Here is a 16,705-nt window from a genome sequence, read left to right as displayed (position 1 = left end):
AACCATGAGCAAGCACATCACCCCGCGCCAGGCCGCAGACCTTATCCCGGACGGCGCCGTCGTTTCGGTCTCCTCTTCCTCCGGCCTCGGCTGCCCGGACCTGACGCTGAAGGCGATCGGCGAGCGGTTCGACGAGACCGGGCACCCGCGAAACCTCACGACGCTGCACCCCATCGCCGCCGGCGACATGAGCGGCATCAAGGGCGTCGACCATATTGCGAAGAAGGGGCTTTTGAAGAAGATCCTTGCCGGCTCCTATCCCTCCGGCCCCTCCTCCGCCGAGCCGCCGCTGATCTGGCAGATGATCGGCAATGACGAGGTTGCCGCCTACAACATCCCCTCCGGCATCCTCTTCGACATGCACCACGAGGCCGCCGCAAAGCGTCCCGGCGTCATCACCAAGGTCGGGCTCGACACCTTCGTCGACCCGCGCCGCGAGGGCTGCGCGATGAATGCATCCGCCGCCGCCGAGCCGGTGGTGGAGAAGATCGCCTTCGCCGGCGAGGACTGGCTCTATTTCAAGGCGATTGCGCCTGAGGTTGCGATCATCCGCGCGACCACGGCGGACGAGCGCGGCAACCTCACCTACGAGCACGAGGGCGCCACCCTTGGCGGGCTCGACCAGGCGCTCGCCGCCCGCAACAACGGCGGCATCGTCATCGCGCAGGTCAAGCGCATCGCCAAGGAGGGCTCGCTGAAGCCGCATGACGTGCGCGTGCCCGGCGTGCTGGTCGATTACATCGTGGTCGATCCCGAGCAGAAGCAGACGACGCAGACGCTCTACGACCCTGCCATTTCCGGCGAGATCTTCCGCCCGCTCGACAGCTTCCGCGTGCCGGAGTTCAACATCCAGAAGGTCATCGCCCGCCGGGTGGCGCAAGAGCTTTCCACTGGCAGCGCCGTCAACCTCGGCTTCGGCATTTCCGCCAACGTGCCGCGCATCCTCATGGAAGAGGGCCTGCACGGGGCCGTCACCTGGGTGATCGAGCAGGGCGCGGTCGGCGGCGTGCCGCTGCTCGACTTCGCCTTCGGCTGCGCCTCCAATGCCGATGCCTTCATGCCCTCGCCCTACCAGTTCACCTATTTCCAGGGCGGCGGCTTCGATGCCTCGCTGCTCTCCTTCCTGGAGATCGGCAGGGACGGCTCGGTGAACGTCTCGAAACTCGCCTTCCGCCCGCATGTGACGGCCGGCTGCGGCGGCTTCGTCGACATCACCGCGCGGGCGAAAAAGATCGTCTTCTCCGGCATGTTCAATGCCGGCGCCAAGCTCGCCGTCGAGGGCGGCAGGCTCGTCATCGAGAAGGAAGGCAAGCTGAAGAAGCTGGTGAACGCGGTCGAGCACGTCACCTTCTCCGGCCCGCGCGGCATCGCGCAGGGGCAGGACATCACCTATGTCACCGAGCGCTGCGTCCTGAAGCTGACACCCGAGGGCATCATGCTCACGGAGATCGCGCCCGGCGCCGACCTGCAAACCCATATCCTCGACCAGTCGGAATTCCCGCTGATCGTTTCGCCGGACCTGAAGGTGATGGACGCCGCGCTCTTCCGGGACGCGCCGATCGGCCTGACGCTGGCGACGGGAGGCCATCATGGCTGAGCGCATCCGCACGACCGTCGAAGGCGCCATCGCGACGATCACCGTCGCGCGGCCGGAAAAACTGAACGCCTTCGACATCGACATGCTGAAGGAACTGTCGGCGGCTTGCGACGAGATCGAGGCGAATGCCGCCGTGCGCGCCGCAATCCTCACCGGCGAGGGCAAGGCCTTCTCCGCGGGCGGCGATATCCGCGCCTGGGCGGGCATGGAAGCCAATGAATTCGGCCATGCCTGGGTGCGCTTCGGCCATCGCGTCTTCGAGCGGCTGGCGACGCTGCGCATGCCGCTGATCGCCGCCGTCAACGGCCATGCGCTGGGCGGCGGGCTGGAACTGGCGGCGGCGGCGGATATCCGCATCGCGGAAGAACAGGTGAAGATCGGCCTGCCGGAAGCCGGCCTCGGCATGGTGCCCGGCTGGTCCGGCACGCAGCGGCTGGTGAAGCGTTTTGGCGCGCAGGCCGTGCGCCGCATGCTGCTGGGCGGCGAGGTGCTGACGGCGGCGGAGGCGGAAACGCTCGGCATTATCGACAAGGTCGTCGAGGCGGGAACGGCCGTGACGGCCGCGAAGGCCTATGCGGCGCGCATCGCTGCGCGCGGGCCGGCAGCGACGGAAGTGTCCAAGCTGATGATCGCGGTGGCGAACGGCGAGGACAACGGCGCGGCGGTGGAAGCGCTCGGCTCCATCCTCGTCGCCAAGACCGGCGATCTCAGGGAGGGCGTTTCCGCCTTCACGCAGAAGCGCCCCGCAGAGTTCAAGGGAGAATGGTGATGACCGCGCATGTGAAGCCCCTCACCGATTTCACGGCACGCGATTTCCGCATGCTGATCGACGGCGCCTGGACGGAAGGCGCGGGCAATGTGATCGAGCGCGTCGCGCCCGGCCACGGCGTCACCGTCAGCCGCTATCCGGCGGGCACGAAAGCCGATGCCGGGCGTGCCATCGCCGCCGCGCGGCATGCTTTCGACGACGGGTCGTGGCCGCGCATGACGGGCGCCGAGCGCTCCAATATCCTGCTCAAGGCCGCCGATATCATCGCCGCGCGCGCCGACGACCTCGCCTTCCTCGATTGCATCGAGAGCGGCAAGCCGATCAGCCAGGCGAAGGGCGAGCTTGCCGGCGCGGCCGATATCTGGCGCTATGCGGCGGCGCTTGCCCGCGACCTCCACGGCGAGAGCTACAACACGCTTGGGCAGGGCACACTCGGCGTCGTGCTGCGCGAGGCGATCGGCGTCGTCTCCATCATCACGCCATGGAACTTCCCCTTCCTGATCGTAAGCCAGAAGTTACCTTTTGCGCTCGCCGCCGGCTGCACGGCGGTTGTGAAGCCCTCGGAGCTGACCTCCGGCTCCACGCTGGTGCTCGGCGAGATCCTCATCGAGGCGGGCGTGCCGGCGGGCGTCGTCAACATCCTCACCGGCACCGGCCCGGAAGTCGGCAGCGTGATGACGACGCATCCCGATGTCGACATGGTGTCCTTCACCGGCTCCACGGGCGTCGGCCGCCTCACCATGGCCAATGCGGCGCAGACCCTGAAGAAGGTCTCGCTGGAGCTCGGCGGGAAGAACCCGCAGATCGTCTTCCCCGAGGCCGATCTCGACGCCTTCGTCGACGCCGCCGTGTTCGGCGCCTATTTCAATGCCGGCGAATGCTGCAATGCCGGCTCGCGGCTGATCCTGCACAGGTCCATCGCGGGCGAGGTGACGGCGCGCATCGCGGAGCTGTCGAAAAAGGTGAAGGTCGGCGATCCGCTCGACCCGGCAACGCAGGTCGGCGCGATCATCACGCCGCAGCACCTCGAAAAAATCGGCGGCTATGTCGACGGCGCGGCGAAGGCCGGCGCCTCGGTGGCGCTCGGCGGGGCGGCGCTCGATCTCGGCCTCGGCCAGTTCATGGCCCCGACGATCCTTTCCGGCGTGACCCCGGACATGGCCGTCGCCCGCGAGGAAGTCTTCGGCCCGGTCCTCTCCGTCCTGACCTTCGAGACGACGGACGAGGCGGTCCGCATCGCCAATGCCATCGACTACGGCCTATCGGCCGGCGTCTGGAGCCGCGACTTCGATACGTGCCTGACCATCGGCCGCAGGGTGCGCGCAGGCACCGTCTGGATGAACACCTTCATGGACGGCGCATCGGAGCTGCCCTTCGGCGGCTACCGCCAGTCCGGCCTCGGCCGCGAACTCGGCCGCCATGCCGTGGAGGACTACACCGAGACCAAGACGTTCAACATGCATATCGGCGCACGCACCGGCTGGTGGATGCAGCGATGAGCGATGTGGTGGCGAAACGACGCAGCGGGGAAGGCCCTCTCTGCCTGCCGGCATCTCCCCCACAAGGGGGGAGAACGCTGGACGCCTGCTCTTCCTTCCCATTTTCCCACAGAGGGAGCGGCGGGTTAAGTCCCTCCCCCTTGTGGGGAGGGGTTGGGGAGGGGCCTTCATCGGCAGGCGGAGGCCGCCCTGCCCTACGCCGCCGGAAACCCCAATTGCGGGCCTTGCAGCAGCGTCAGCTCCTCCACCGCCTCCCCGGCGATGCGCCTGAGCAGCAGGCGGCCCATGGCCTCGCCGGCGGCGGTCAGGTCCTCGTAGATCGTCTCGACCTTCGGCTGAATCTGGCTGAGGAGCCGCGAGGTCTGCTTGGCGACGATGTCGTATTGCCCGCCGAGGGCAAGGCCGTTGTCGCTCATGCCGGTGATGGTGGCGAGCGCCGAGACCTCGCCGGGACAGGTGAAGCCGTCCGGCGGATCGGCTTCGCCGCTGCGCCGGCGCACATAGTCGCGGATCATGTCGGCAGGGCTGTCGAGGTCGAGGCCTTCCGGGATCTCGTAGGCGGCCCCGGCCTCGCGCACCGCGGTCATGAAGCCGTGCAGCATGTGCTGGTAGAAGGTGAGGCGCCTCGGCGGCAGGATGATCGTGACCTTGCGCCGGCCCTTCTGGATGAGACGCCGCGTCGCGGCATAGGCGAAGGCGAAATTGTCGTAGTCGACGAAGGCATGCGGCGTGGAAAACTCCGTCCGTCCGTGCGTGACGAAGGGAAAGCCGTTCTCCAGCAGCAGCCGCACGCGCGGATCGAAAGGCTCGGTGCGCGAGAAGATGAGCCCGTCCGCCATGCCGTTGCGGATGATGTAGTTGGCCGCCTCGACATTGCTGCCGTCGAGGAAGTTCGGCGTGACGATGAGATGGTAGGGCGTCGCCTGGAGCGCGCGCGCAAGGCCGTGCATGACGGACGTGCCGAAGCCGAGGATTTCCTCGTGCGGATCGAGCAGCACGGAAATGACGTTGGTGCGGCCGGTCTTGAGGCGCTGGGCGGCGCGGTCCGGCAGGTAGCCGATCTCGGCGGCGACCGCGTGGACGCGCCGACGCGTCGCCTCGGATATCTGCGGCGCATTGCCGAGCGCGCGCGAGACCGTGGTGATCGCAAGCCCGGTGATTTCCGAAATGGTCTTCAGCGTCGGCTTGCCGGCGCGGGGGCTGCGGGCGGGTTCACTGTCGGCGGGCTTTTCGATGCGGGACACGGATACGCTTCTTCGGATGGCGGCAGGCGATACGCGGCACCATATCGGCGCACCGCCCGTTCGGCAATCTTGCGCCGCACAGAATTTAAAACGTTTTCCGTGCGCTGCACAAAGGCCGTTCCTTGCGGAAGCGGGCCGGTATTTGCCGAATTTACCGCGTTATTGCAAAGAGGCGCCGCTGCCCACCGTCGCGGCTTGACTTCGCAAATTTACAACGTTTTAAATTGACCCGGCGCTTTGAGCCAAGAACGGAATTCCGATGCCCTCAGGGCCTCGGGGAGATTGGCGGAAGGAAGCTTCCGCCCGAAAACTTGCAAACGGGAGGAAAACGATGCGCAAGTTTCTGACAACCACCGCAATCGCAGCGGTGACGATGATGGGCATGGGCGGGACAGTCGTCCACGCTGCGGAAAACGTCGAGGTCCTGCACTGGTGGACCTCGGGCGGGGAGGCCGCAGCGCTTGACGTGCTCAAGAAGGACCTCGAATCCAAGGGCATCACCTGGACCGACATGCCGGTTGCCGGCGGCGGCGGCACGGAAGCCATGACCGTGTTGCGCGCCCGCGTCACGGCCGGCAACGCGCCGACCGCCGTGCAGATGCTCGGCTTCGACATTCTCGACTGGGCCAAGGAAGGCGCGCTCGGCAACCTTGACGAAGTCGCCGCCAAGGAAGGCTGGGACAAGGTGATCCCGACGGCCCTCCAGCAGTTCTCCAAGTATGACGGCCACTGGATCGCCGCGCCGGTCAACGTCCACTCCACCAACTGGATGTGGATCAACAAGGCCGCGCTCGACAAGGCGGGCGGCAAGGAGCCGGCGAACTGGGACGAGCTCATCGCCCTTCTCGACAACTTCAAGGCACAGGGCATCACGCCGATCGCCCATGGCGGCCAGCCCTGGCAGGATGCCACGATCTTCGACGCTGTCGTGCTCTCGCTCGGCAACGACTTCTACAAGAAGGCCTTCATCGACCTCGATCCCGACACGCTCGGCAGCGACAAGATGAAGGAAGCCTTCGACCGCATGACGAAGCTGCGCACCTATGTCGACGACAACTTCTCGGGCCGCGACTGGAACCTTGCTTCCGCCATGGTCATCGAGGGCAAGGCCGGCGTGCAGTTCATGGGCGACTGGGCGAAGGGCGAGTTCATCAAGGCCGGCAAGAAGCCGGGCACGGACTTCGTCTGCATGCGCTATCCGGAAACGCAGGGTTCCGTCACCTTCAACTCCGACCAGTTCGCGATGTTCAAGGTTTCGGAAGACAAGGTTCCGGCCCAGCTCACCATGGCCTCGGCCATCGAAAGCCCGACCTTCCAGTCGGCCTTCAACGTGGTCAAGGGCTCGGCCCCGGCCCGCACGGACGTCTCCGACGAAGCCTTCGACGATTGCGGCAAGAAGGCCATCAAGGACCTTGCCGAAGCCAATGCCAATGGCACGCTGATGGGCTCCATGGCGCACGGCCACGCCAACCCGGCCGCCGTCAAGAACGCCATCTACGACGTCGTGACGCGCGAGTTCAACGGCGAGCTTTCCTCCGAGGAAGCCGTCACGGAACTCAAGGCCGCCGTCGAGGCTGCGAAGTAAGCGAACGAGGCTGCCCCTCACCCCGGCCCTCTCCCCGTAAACGGGGAGAGGCAGATGGAGAGGTCACGGCATAACCCTTCTCCCCGCCCGCGGGGAGAAGGTGCCGGCAGGCGGATGAGGGGCGCGGCCCCGTCGCCGACCAAACACAAAAACGGTGGTAACGACCATGGATAGCCGAAGCCGGCTGCAGGAGCTTTTGCCGAAGCTCGTGCTGGCGCCCAGTTTTCTCATCGTGCTCGTCTTCGTCTACGGCTTCATCGCCTATACGGGCTTCCTGTCGCTGACGGACAGCAAGATGCTGCCCTCCTACAATTTCGTGGGGTTGAGCAACTACACCAAGCTCTGGGCGCTGCCGCACTGGTGGCGGGCGATCTCCAACCTTGCAATCTTCGCCTCGCTCTACATCGCCATCTGCTCGGTGCTGGGCCTTTCGCTCGCCATCCTGCTCGACCAGAAAATCCGGGCGGAAGGCCTGCTGCGGCCGATCTACCTCTATCCGATGGCGCTGTCCTTCATCGTCACGGGCACGGCCTGGAAATGGTTCCTCGACCCCGGCATCGGCCTTGAGAACACCATGCATCTGTGGGGCTGGGAGAGCTTCTCCTTCAACTGGATCAAGGACCGCAACTACGCCATCTACTGCCTGGTGCTCGCCGCCGTGTGGCAATCCTCCGGCTTCGTCATGGCCATGTTCCTCGCCGGCCTTCGCGGCGTCGACAACGAGATCATCAAGGCCGCGCAGATCGACGGCGCGACGACGGCCACCATCTACCGCCGCATCATCATTCCGCTGATGCGCCCGGTGTTCCTCTCCGCCTTCGTCGTCCTGGCGCACCTTGCCATCAAGGCCTACGACCTCGTCGTGGCGCTCACGGGCGGCGGGCCGGGACAGGCGACCGAGCTTCCGGCGACCTTCATGTATTCCTACACCTTCACCCGCAACCAGATGGGCATCGGCGCCTCCTCGGCGATCATCATGCTGGTCATGATCTTCTCGATCATCATCCCCTACCTCTATTCCGAGATCCGCGGAGGCAAAGGCCGATGAGCGCGCAAAGCCCCGACAACATCATCTCGCACGGCCGCCTGACGCGCGCGCTCATCTATGCCGCGCTCATCCTCTTCGCGGTCTTCTACCTGCTGCCGCTCTACGTGATGCTGGTGAACTCGCTGAAGCCGCTGGAGGAAATCCGCCAGGGCGGCATGCTGAACCTGCCGAAGGTGTGGACCGTCGAGCCGTGGCTTTCCGCCTGGTCGACGGCGCAGATCGGCGTGCAGCCGACGGGCCTTCGCCCCTTCTTCATCAATTCCATCCTGATGGTCGTTCCGGCCGTCGCCATCTCCACCGTCATCGGCGCGCTCAACGGCTACGTGCTGACGAAATGGCAGTTCCGGGGCTCGAACATCTTCTTCGGCCTTTTGCTGCTCTCCTGCTTCATCCCGTTCCAGATCGTGCTGATCCCGATGGCCCGCATCCTCGGCATGCTGGGGCTTGCCGGCTCGCTCTGGGGGCTCATCCTCGTCCATGTCGTCTACGGCATCGGCTTCACGACGCTCTATTTTCGCAACTATTACGAAAACTTCCCGACCGAGCTGGTGCGCGCGGCGCAGATCGACGGGGCGAGCTTCTTCCAGATCTTCTACCGGATCCTCCTGCCCTCCTCCGGGCCGATCATCGTCGTCTCGGTCATCTGGCAGTTCACCAATATCTGGAACGACTTCCTGTTCGGCGCCTCCTTCTCCGGCGCGGCGACGACGCCGATGACCGTGGCGCTCAACAACCTCGTCTCCTCCTCCACCGGCGTGAAGGAATACAACGTGCATTTCGCGGGCGCGATCCTGGCGGCGCTGCCCACCCTTATCGTCTACATCGTCTCCGGACGCTATTTCGTGCGCGGCCTGATGTCCGGCGCCGTGAAAGGATAGCCTCATGTCGTTCCTCAAGATCAGCAACCTGCGCAAGTCCTACGGCGCGCTCGAAATCCTGAAGGACATCAATCTGGAGATCGAAGAGGGCGGCTTCCTCGTGCTCGTCGGCCCCTCCGGCTGCGGCAAGTCCACGCTGCTCAACACCATCGCCGGGCTGGAGCCGATCACCTCGGGCGACATCGCCATCGACGGCCGCTCGGTCGCCGGTCTGCACCCCTCCAAGCGCGACATCGCCATGGTCTTCCAGTCCTATGCGCTCTACCCGAACATGACGGTCGCCGGGAACATCGCCTTCGGCATGGAGATTCGCGGCGTGCCGAAGGAGGAACGCGACAGGGCGATCAAGCAGGTCGCCGACATGCTGCAGATCGGCCACCTCCTCGATCGCAAGCCCGGCCAGCTTTCCGGCGGCCAGCGCCAGCGCGTCGCCATGGGCCGGGCGCTGGTGCGCGACCCCAAGCTCTTCCTCTTCGACGAACCGCTGTCCAACCTCGACGCCAAGCTGCGCGTCGACATGCGCACGGAGATCAAGCGCCTGCACCACCGCATGAAGACCACCATCGTCTATGTGACGCACGACCAGATCGAGGCGATGACGCTCGCCAGCAAGATCGCCGTCCTCAAGGACGGCGTGCTCCAGCAGTTCGGCTCTCCTTCCGAGATCTACAACAACCCGGCCAATACCTTCGTCGCCGACTTCATGGGCTCGCCCGCCATGAACCTCCTCAAGGGCAGGGTCGAGGGCAACGGGACCGGGCTTGCCGTCTCGCTCGCCCGCCACGAGGCCGAGCCGCTGGTGCTCGCCGTGCCGCACGCGCCCGGCAACCTTTCCGCCTATGCCGGCAAGGAAGTGATCTTCGGCATCCGCCCGGAGGCGCTGACGGACCCGGACGGGGCCGACCGCAATGCGCGCACCGTCGCGGAAGGCGATTGCCTGATCGAAGTGGTGGAGCCGGCCGGCGCCGACACCTTCGCCGTCACCAATCTCGGCGGCAAGGAGATCGTCGCGCGCCTGCGGGCGGACGTGCCCATCGCCGCCGGCCAGACGGCGCGCCTTGCCTTCAACCTCGACAAGGCGGTGTTCTTCGATCCCGCAAGCCAGCTTCGCATCGCGTGAGCCGGCCATGACGCGCCCGCCCTGTCCCGTCGCCATCGTCACCGGAGGCCGCCGCGGCATCGGCCTCGGCATCGCCCGGGCGCTCGCGGCGGAAGGCTTCGACATCGCGATCACCGGCATCGGCGCGGGCGATGCGGCGACGGACGCGATGCTCGCCGGCCTTTCCGCCCATGGCGGGCAAGCGATCTACCTGGAGGGCGACCTTGCGGATATCGCCGCCCATGCGGCGACCGTCGCGGCCGTCGAGGAGCAGCTTGGAGCGATTTCCTGCCTCGTGAACAATGCCGGCATCGCCTCGGTCGTGCGCGGCGATTTCCTCGACCTCCTCCCGGAGAATTTCGACGCCATCGTCGCCACCAACCTGCGCGGCACCGTCTTCTTCACGCAGGCCGTGCTGAAGGCGATGCTGCGTTCCGAGACGCCGGGCCCGCGCGCGATCATCAACATCACCTCCGTCTCGGCGGGCCTTACCTCGCCCGAGCGGCTCGACTATTGCATGACCAAGGCGGGGCTCGCCGCCTTCAGCCAAGGGCTGGCGGTCCGGCTTGCGGAGACCGGCATCTCCGTCTTCGAGATCCGCCCCGGCATCATCCGCTCCGACATGACGGCCGGCGTCTCGGCGAAATACGACGCACTGATCGAAGACGGGCTGGTGCCGATGAGGCGCTGGGGCGAGCCGGACGACATCGGCGCCGCCGCAGCAGCACTTGCCACCGGCAAATTCGCCTTCGCCACCGGCTCGGTGATCAACCTCGACGGCGGACTGTCGATCGGGCGGCTTTGAGAGAGGGGAGCGGTGCGGCAGGCTCCCCATGATCTCCCCCCTTGAGGGGGAGATGTCGCCGAAGGCGACAGAGGGGGGTTGCAACGGTGCGGCAAAGCAGGCGCTTCGGGTCGCGGCGACACCCCCCTCTGCCCTGCCGGGCATCTCCCCCTCAAGGGGGGGAGATCGCAAAAAGGCACAGCTTCAGCCGATGTCAGGCGCAAGTGCGGAATGTGAGGAAGAACACGCAATGACCTACGACTACATCATCACCGGCGCAGGTCCTGCCGGCTGCGTGCTGGCGAACCGGCTTTCGGAAGACCCTTCCGTACGGGTGCTGCTGCTGGAGGCCGGCGGCGGGGACTGGAATCCGCTGTTCCACATGCCGGCGGGCTTTGCCAAGATGACGAAGGGCGTGGCGAGCTGGGGCTGGGAGACCGTGCCGCAGAAGCACATGAAGGGCCGCGTGCTGCGCTATACGCAGGCCAAGGTGATCGGCGGCGGCTCCTCGATCAACGCGCAGCTCTATACGCGCGGCAATGCGGCGGACTACGACCTGTGGGCAAGCGAGGACGGTTGCGAGGGCTGGAGCTACCGGGAGGTTCTGCCCTATTTCAAGCGTGCGGAGGACAACCAGCGCTTTGCCGACGACTACCACGCCTATGGCGGGCCGCTCGGCGTCTCCATGCCGGTCTCGGCGCTGCCGATCTGCGACGCCTATATCCGTGCCGGGCAGGAACTCGGCATTCCCTACAACCCCGATTTCAACGGCCGCCAGCAGGCCGGTATCGGCTTCTACCAGCTCACCCAGCGGAACCGCCGCCGCTCCTCCGCCTCGCTTGCCTATCTCTCGCCGATCAAGGATCGGAAGAACCTCACCGTCCGTACCGGCGCCCGCGTCGCCCGCATCGTGCTGGAGGGAACGCGTGCCGTGGGCGTCGAGGTGGTGACGGGCAAGGGCGCCGAGACGATCCGGGCGGAGCGCGAGGTGCTCGTCACCTCCGGCGCCATCGGCTCGCCGAAGCTGCTCCTGCAATCGGGCATCGGCCCGGCCGATCACCTGAAATCCGTGGGCGTTCCGGTGAGGCACGACCTGCCGGGCGTCGGCTCCAACATGCAGGACCATCTCGACCTCTTCGTCATCTGCGAATGCACCGGCGACCACACCTATGACGGCGTGGCGAAGCTGCACCGCACGCTCTGGGCCGGTCTCGAATATGTGCTGTTCCGCTCCGGCCCCGTCGCATCCTCGCTCTTCGAGACGGGCGGCTTCTGGTATGCCGATCCGGATGCCCGTTCGCCGGACATCCAGTTCCATCTCGGCCTCGGCTCCGGCATCGAGGCGGGCGTGGAACGGCTGAAGAATGCCGGCGTGACGCTGAACTCGGCCTACCTGCATCCGCGCTCGAAGGGCACGGTGCGCCTCGCCTCCGCCGATCCATCCGCCGCGCCGCTGATCGACCCGAACTACTGGGAGGACCCGCACGACCGGAAGATGTCGATCGAAGGCCTGAAGATCGCCCGCGAGATCATGCAACAGGCCGCGCTGAAGCCCTTCGTCCTGGCCGAACGCCTGCCGGGGCCGAAGGCCGTCACCGACGAGGACCTCTTCGACTACGGCTGCGCCAATGCCAAGACCGACCACCATCCGGTCGGTACCTGCAAGATGGGCACGGGGGCGGATGCCGTCGTCGGGCTGGACCTGAAAGTGCTTGGACTTGACGGGCTGCGCGTCTGCGACAGTTCCGTCATGCCGCGCGTTCCCTCTTGCAATACCAATGCGCCGACCATCATGGTGGGCGAGAAGGGCGCCGACATCATCCGCGGCCTGCCGGCGCTGCCGGCCCAGGTGTTCCAATACGAGCGCAACGACACGCGCCCGCGTGCCCGCGCCAACGTCCGATAGGAGAAGCCATGATCCGCCATTGCGTCTTCATCCGTTTCAAGCCGACCATTTCGCCCGCCTACAAGGCCGAGCTCTTCAACGAGATCGATTCCCTGAAGGACCGTCTTCCGGGCATGGCCGCCGTGCATATCGGCACCAATGTCAGCCCCGAGGAAGGCATGGACAAGGGGTTCGGCGACGGCTTTATCGTCGATTTCGAGGACAGTTTCTCGCGGGATGCCTATCTGGCGGACCCGGAGCACAGGGAGACGGGCGCGCGCCTCGTCGCCGCGGCCGAAGGCGGGATCGCCGGCATCCTCGTCTACGATCTGGAAACCGACGACTAGCCTCGGCCCGCTCGGCGCGCCAGCACGCGCTCCAGCGCGGAAAAGGCGTCGTAGATCAGCACCGCCAGCACGGCAACGACAAGGCCGCCCTGCAGCACGAAGGCAAGGTTGTTGGATTGCAGGCCGGCGATGATGACCTCGCCGAGGGTCTTGGCCGCCACCGTCGAGCCGATGGTGGCCGTCGCAAGGCTGATGGTGACGGAAAGCCGGATACCGGCGAGCACCACCGGCAGGGCGAGCGGCAATTCCACCTTGGTGAGCCGCTGCCAGCCCGTCATGCCCGTGCCGCGCGCCGCCTCCACGATGGCGGGCGGCAGGGTGGAAAGCCCGGTCATGGCATTTTCGAAAATCGGCAGGAGGCCGTAGAGGAAGAGCGCGATCAGCGTCGGCTTCTCGCCGAAGCCGACGGCCGGAACGGCAAGCGCCAGCACGGCGACGGGCGGGAACGTCTGGCCGATATTCACGAGACTGCGCGAGAGCGGCAGGAACTCCGCCCCGATCGGCCGCGTGACGAGGATGGCGAGCCCCACCGCCACGATGGTCGCAGCGAGCGTCGCGGCGAAGACCGTTGCAAGGTGCGACAGCGTCAGCGAGAGCAGGCTGCCCTGGTTGTAGATCGCCGGGGCATTGGCCTGCACCAGCGGCTTCAAAAGCGGCTCGAACAGCTCCGGCCTGAAGAGGAAGACGACGAGGACGGCGAGCGTCGCCAGCCGCAGGAGATTGGGCAGGAAACGCCTCATTGCGGCCTCGCGGCGCGGCGGGCAAGGCCGGCAAGCGTGACGCGGCCGATGGGCTCGCCGTCCGCCCCGACGACCGGCAGGGCATCCCGCCCCGACCAGAGGAGGGCCGAGAGCGCGTCGCGCTGGCTGGCATCGGCGGCAAGCGGCTCACCATCGGCGGTGCCGGCTTCGGCAGCCTCGCCGGTCGTGCCGACGGACAGCAGCCGGAACGGCCGCTCGCCGGCGCCGATCAGCGTCTCGACGAAATCGGTGGCGGGGTTCACCAGCATCTCTTCCGGCGCGGCGTATTGCACGATCTTCCCCTTGTCCATGACGGCGATCTTGTCGGCGAGGTGGAAGGCCTCCTCCATGTCGTGCGTGACGAGGACGATGGTGGTGCCGAAATGCCTCTGGATCGCCAGCAGGTCGTCCTGCGCCTTGGCGCGGATGACCGGGTCGAGCGCGCCGAAGGGCTCGTCCATCAGGAGGATGTTCGGCTCGGCGGCAAGCGCCCGGGCAACGCCGACGCGCTGCTGCTGGCCGCCGGAGAGCTCGTGCGGGTAGCGCGGGCCGAAGGCGGCGGCGTCGAGCTGGAAGAGCGACAGGAGCTCCTCGACCTTGGCGTCGATGCGCCTCCTCTCCCAGCCGAGCAGGGTGGGGACCGTCGCGATGTTCTGCGCCACCGTGCGGTGGGGAAAGAGGCCGTGGCCCTGGATGGCGTAGCCGATCCGCCGGCGCAGCTCGTGGCCGGGGATGGCGTGGTTGTCCGCGCCGTCGATGCGGATCGTGCCCTCGCTCGGCTCGACGAGGCGATTGATCATGCGCATCAGCGTCGTCTTGCCGGAACCGGAGGTGCCGACGATGACGGTGATCGTGTGCGGCGCGATCGTCATCGAGACGTCGTCGACGACCGTGGTGTCGCCGTAGCGCTTGGTGATGGCTTCGATCTCGATCATGCGGCCCTGCCGGGTTTGGAATTGGAAAGTTCGGTGGCGGCGTCGAGCACGACGGCCGCCGCGAAGGCGAGCGCCACGGTCGGCACCGCGCCGAGCAGCACGAGGTCCATCGCCGTCTGGCCGATGCCCTGGAAGACGAAGACGCCGAAGCCGCCCCCGCCGATGAGCGCGGCGATGGTCGCAAGCCCGATATTCTGCACCAGCACGATGCGGATGCCGGTGAGGATGACCGGGAAGGCGAGCGGCAGTTCGACGCCGAAGAGCCTTTGCCGGTCCGTCATGCCGATGCCGCGGGCCGCCTCGTTCGCATCGCGCGGCACGCCGGCAAGGCCGACCACCGTGTTGGCGACGACCGGCAGCAGCGAATAGAGGAAGAGCGCGACGAAGGCCGGCGCCGCGCCGATGCCGCGGATGCCGATGGCCGAGGCCCCCGGCACATGGACGGCGATCCAGCCGAGCGGGGCGATGAGGAGGCCGAAGAGCGCGATGGAGGGGATGGTCTGGATGATGTTGAGGACGTTGAGCACGCCGGCCCGCAGCGCCTCCACCCGATGGCAGAGGATGCCGATCGGCAGGCCGAAAAGTGCCGCGGCCGCCAGCGAGCCGAGCGCCAGCACGACATGCCGGCTCGCCTCCAGCCAGAACGTATCGGCGCGGCTCGCATATTCCTTGAGGATCGACAGCCCGTCCCAGGCGCCCGAGAGCAGGAGCCCCGCCGCGGCCGCCGCGACGGCGGCCAGCAGAGCGATGCGGGCATAGGGCGAGAGCCTCAGCCGCGTCAGCGCATCGGCCGTCAGCAGCACGAAGGCGAAGCTCGTCAGCCAGAAGCCGGAGGCCGGTGCGACGCGGGCATAGGTGTTTTCCGGCGGCGTCAGGTACCGGGCGGAAAGGCCGATGAGGAGGGCAAGCGCCAGCGTGGCGGCAAGGCCGAGCACGAGCCGCAGGAGCGTCGGCGTCTTGAGGACGATGACGACGAGGGAGACGGCAACGAAGACGAGCAGCGCCGCGCCGAGGCCGGAGGGAAGCGCTTCAAGGATCGTCCGTGCCTCGCCCGGCACGATGCGGTTGGCCCTGAAATTGGCGAACGGCGCCACGAAGGCGCCGTAGGCCAGCAATGCGGCGATCACCACGCCGAGCTTGTCGATCCGCAACGTCATGAACGCCTTTCGGGAATGGCCCTCCGCCCGGCGGGCGAAGGGCACAAGCGGCCTATTTCAGGAAGCCGTTCTTCTTCAGGAAGTCCTCGGCGACGGCCTTGGCCGGTTCGCCGCCGACCTGCACGCGGCCGTTGAGGTCCTGAAGGGTGACGAGGTCGAGCTTCTCGAAGACGGGCTTCAAGAGGTCCTCGATCTGCGGATTGGCCTTCAGCACCTCCTCGCGGATGATCGGGGTCGGCTGGTAGACAGGCTGCACGCCCTTGTCGTCGTCCAGCACGACGAGGCCCGACGGCGCGATGCCGCCATCCGTGCCGTAGACCATGGCGGCATTGGCGCCGTTCGTCTGGTTGGCGGCCGCCGCGATGGTCGCGGCCGTGTCGCCGCCCGAAAGCGTGATGAGCTGTTCCGGCTTGAGCGTGAAGCCGTAGGTCGTCTGGAAGGCCGGAAGGGCGGCTGCGGAATTGACGAATTCCGACGAGGCCGCCAGCACGACGTTCCCGCCGCCCGAGACGTATTTGCCGAAGTCCGTCAGCGTCACCAGCTTGTTCGGTTCGGCGACGTCCTTGCGCAGCGCGATCGCCCAGGTGTTGTTGGCGGGCGAGGGCGTCAGCCAGACAATCTTGTTGGCGTCGTAGTCGAGCGTCTTGGCAAGCTCGTAGGCCTTGGTGGCATCCTTCCAGGCCGGATCGTCGGCCTTCTCGAAGAAGAAGGCGGCGTTGCCGGTATATTCCGGGTAGATGTCGATCTCGCCGGCGGTGATCGCCTTGCGCACGACGGGCGTCGCGCCGAGCTGCACGCGGTCCGTCGTCTCGATGCCGTTGGCGTTGAGCACGGCGAGGATGATGTTGCCGAGGACGCCGCCCTCGGTATCGATCTTGGAGGAAACGACGACCTGGGCATTGGCCGCGCCGGCGGCAAGGCCGAGCGCCAGGGCTGCTCCGAGGAATTTGACGGCTGGGCGCATGAAAAAACCTTTCGTTGTGCGGGAACCCGTGGCGGCATTCACATCACATTCGGCAAACCCCGTCCGGGCAAAGCATTCCATATATTGCAGCAAACCGCAAAAAATAGACCGCGGCGCCGTGCGGCGAGCCGGCTTTCGCTTTCAGCCGGCTCGTCAGCAAATATTAAGCCGTGT

Annotated in this window: 15 protein-coding genes; 10 read left to right on the top strand and 5 right to left on the bottom strand. The window is 66.6% G+C overall.

Features of this window, described 5'->3' with window-relative positions; all coding sequences use genetic code 11:
• Positions 1-4: 4 nt before the first annotated feature.
• Genes HNQ66_RS20190 through HNQ66_RS20180 form a run of 3 tightly spaced genes read left to right on the top strand, consistent with a single transcriptional unit; the run spans position 5 to position 3,865 of the window.
• Positions 5-1,597, top strand: coding sequence for an acyl CoA:acetate/3-ketoacid CoA transferase (locus tag HNQ66_RS20190; RefSeq protein WP_184146052.1), 1,593 nt, complete (start codon positions 5-7; stop codon positions 1,595-1,597).
• Positions 1,590-2,366 (top strand): enoyl-CoA hydratase/isomerase family protein, encoded by a 777-nt coding sequence (locus HNQ66_RS20185; protein ID WP_210308838.1) that lies wholly within the window; start codon positions 1,590-1,592, stop codon positions 2,364-2,366. Before HNQ66_RS20190 ends, HNQ66_RS20185 begins: the two co-directional genes overlap by 8 nt.
• On the top strand, positions 2,360-3,865 hold the full coding sequence (locus tag HNQ66_RS20180; protein WP_184146049.1) for an aldehyde dehydrogenase family protein: 1,506 nt from the start codon (positions 2,360-2,362) through the stop codon (positions 3,863-3,865). The genes HNQ66_RS20185 and HNQ66_RS20180 overlap by 7 nt, the downstream gene beginning before the upstream one ends.
• Before the next feature lie 194 nt (positions 3,866-4,059).
• Here HNQ66_RS20180 and HNQ66_RS20175 read toward each other — a convergent pair whose 3' ends face one another.
• Positions 4,060-5,109 (bottom strand): LacI family DNA-binding transcriptional regulator, encoded by a 1,050-nt coding sequence (locus HNQ66_RS20175; RefSeq protein ID WP_184146046.1) that lies wholly within the window; start codon positions 5,107-5,109, stop codon positions 4,060-4,062.
• 373 nt (positions 5,110-5,482) lie between these two features.
• Here HNQ66_RS20175 and HNQ66_RS20170 point away from each other — a divergent pair, with 373 nt between their 5' ends.
• The 7 genes from HNQ66_RS20170 to HNQ66_RS20140 all read left to right on the top strand — a co-directional run bounded on the left by HNQ66_RS20170 (position 5,483) and on the right by HNQ66_RS20140 (position 12,735).
• A complete protein-coding gene (locus HNQ66_RS20170; RefSeq protein WP_246434365.1) occupies positions 5,483-6,694 on the top strand; it encodes an ABC transporter substrate-binding protein in 1,212 nt (403 codons plus the stop codon).
• A gap of 166 nt (positions 6,695-6,860) precedes the next feature.
• On the top strand, positions 6,861-7,742 hold the full coding sequence (locus HNQ66_RS20165; RefSeq protein ID WP_184146041.1) for a carbohydrate ABC transporter permease: 882 nt from the start codon (positions 6,861-6,863) through the stop codon (positions 7,740-7,742).
• Positions 7,739-8,620, top strand: a complete 882-nt coding sequence (locus HNQ66_RS20160) for a carbohydrate ABC transporter permease (protein ID WP_184146038.1) — start codon at positions 7,739-7,741, stop codon at positions 8,618-8,620. Before HNQ66_RS20165 ends, HNQ66_RS20160 begins: the two co-directional genes overlap by 4 nt.
• A gap of 4 nt (positions 8,621-8,624) precedes the next feature.
• Entirely contained in the window at positions 8,625-9,740 is a 1,116-nt protein-coding gene (locus HNQ66_RS20155; RefSeq protein WP_184146036.1) for an ABC transporter ATP-binding protein, read from the top strand.
• Between the two features lie 7 nt (positions 9,741-9,747).
• Entirely contained in the window at positions 9,748-10,524 is a 777-nt protein-coding gene (locus HNQ66_RS20150; protein ID WP_184146033.1) for a 3-ketoacyl-ACP reductase, read from the top strand.
• Positions 10,525-10,753: 229 nt separating this feature from the next.
• Positions 10,754-12,409 (top strand): GMC family oxidoreductase, encoded by a 1,656-nt coding sequence (locus tag HNQ66_RS20145; protein WP_184146031.1) that lies wholly within the window; start codon positions 10,754-10,756, stop codon positions 12,407-12,409.
• Positions 12,410-12,417: 8 nt separating this feature from the next.
• On the top strand, positions 12,418-12,735 hold the full coding sequence (locus HNQ66_RS20140) for a Dabb family protein (protein WP_184146029.1): 318 nt from the start codon (positions 12,418-12,420) through the stop codon (positions 12,733-12,735).
• Here HNQ66_RS20140 and HNQ66_RS20135 read toward each other — a convergent pair.
• From HNQ66_RS20135 to osmF, 4 genes are read right to left on the bottom strand one after another with little or no spacing between them, the layout of a single operon-like run.
• On the bottom strand, positions 12,732-13,475 hold the full coding sequence (locus tag HNQ66_RS20135) for an ABC transporter permease (RefSeq protein WP_184146028.1): 744 nt from the start codon (positions 13,473-13,475) through the stop codon (positions 12,732-12,734). The two genes, HNQ66_RS20140 and HNQ66_RS20135, sit on opposite strands and share 4 nt — an antisense overlap.
• The gene (locus HNQ66_RS20130) at positions 13,472-14,410 is read right to left on the bottom strand and encodes an ABC transporter ATP-binding protein (RefSeq protein WP_184146026.1); all 939 of its coding nucleotides are present in this window, start codon (positions 14,408-14,410) and stop codon (positions 13,472-13,474) included. Before HNQ66_RS20130 ends, HNQ66_RS20135 begins: the two co-directional genes overlap by 4 nt.
• Positions 14,407-15,567 carry an ABC transporter permease gene (locus HNQ66_RS20125; protein ID WP_184146023.1) on the bottom strand — a complete coding sequence of 387 codons (1,161 nt, stop codon included), beginning with the start codon at positions 15,565-15,567 and terminating at the stop codon, positions 14,407-14,409. The genes HNQ66_RS20130 and HNQ66_RS20125 overlap by 4 nt, the downstream gene beginning before the upstream one ends.
• 52 nt (positions 15,568-15,619) lie before the next feature.
• Entirely contained in the window at positions 15,620-16,531 is a 912-nt protein-coding gene (gene osmF / locus HNQ66_RS20120) for a glycine betaine ABC transporter substrate-binding protein OsmF (protein WP_184146020.1), read from the bottom strand.
• Between the last annotated feature and the right edge of the window lie 174 nt (positions 16,532-16,705).

Source organism: Shinella fusca (assembly GCF_014203155.1).
In the GTDB taxonomy this organism is placed as follows: Bacteria; Pseudomonadota; Alphaproteobacteria; order Rhizobiales; family Rhizobiaceae; genus Shinella; species Shinella fusca.
Note: the sequence above shows the minus strand (reverse complement) of the source record. Positions and strands in the feature narration are given on the sequence as shown.

Bases quoted from the DNA above. Each gene is read 5' to 3' on its own strand.
- HNQ66_RS20160 (WP_184146038.1), top strand. From the start codon at position 7,739: ATGAGCGCGCAAAGCCCCGACAACATCATCTCGCACGGCCGCCTGACG.
- HNQ66_RS20155 (WP_184146036.1), top strand. From the start codon at position 8,625: ATGTCGTTCCTCAAGATCAGCAACCTGCGCAAGTCCTACGGCGCGCTC.
- HNQ66_RS20190 (WP_184146052.1), top strand. From the start codon at position 5: ATGAGCAAGCACATCACCCCGCGCCAGGCCGCAGACCTTATCCCGGAC.
- HNQ66_RS20170 (WP_246434365.1), top strand. From the start codon at position 5,483: ATGATGGGCATGGGCGGGACAGTCGTCCACGCTGCGGAAAACGTCGAG.
- HNQ66_RS20180 (WP_184146049.1), top strand. From the start codon at position 2,360: ATGGTGATGACCGCGCATGTGAAGCCCCTCACCGATTTCACGGCACGC.
- HNQ66_RS20150 (WP_184146033.1), top strand. From the start codon at position 9,748: ATGACGCGCCCGCCCTGTCCCGTCGCCATCGTCACCGGAGGCCGCCGC.
- HNQ66_RS20140 (WP_184146029.1), top strand. From the start codon at position 12,418: ATGATCCGCCATTGCGTCTTCATCCGTTTCAAGCCGACCATTTCGCCC.
- HNQ66_RS20165 (WP_184146041.1), top strand. From the start codon at position 6,861: ATGGATAGCCGAAGCCGGCTGCAGGAGCTTTTGCCGAAGCTCGTGCTG.
- HNQ66_RS20125 (WP_184146023.1), bottom strand. From the start codon at position 15,567: ATGACGTTGCGGATCGACAAGCTCGGCGTGGTGATCGCCGCATTGCTG.
- HNQ66_RS20130 (WP_184146026.1), bottom strand. From the start codon at position 14,410: ATGATCGAGATCGAAGCCATCACCAAGCGCTACGGCGACACCACGGTC.
- HNQ66_RS20135 (WP_184146028.1), bottom strand. From the start codon at position 13,475: ATGAGGCGTTTCCTGCCCAATCTCCTGCGGCTGGCGACGCTCGCCGTC.
- HNQ66_RS20145 (WP_184146031.1), top strand. From the start codon at position 10,754: ATGACCTACGACTACATCATCACCGGCGCAGGTCCTGCCGGCTGCGTG.
- osmF (WP_184146020.1), bottom strand. From the start codon at position 16,531: ATGCGCCCAGCCGTCAAATTCCTCGGAGCAGCCCTGGCGCTCGGCCTT.
- HNQ66_RS20185 (WP_210308838.1), top strand. From the start codon at position 1,590: ATGGCTGAGCGCATCCGCACGACCGTCGAAGGCGCCATCGCGACGATC.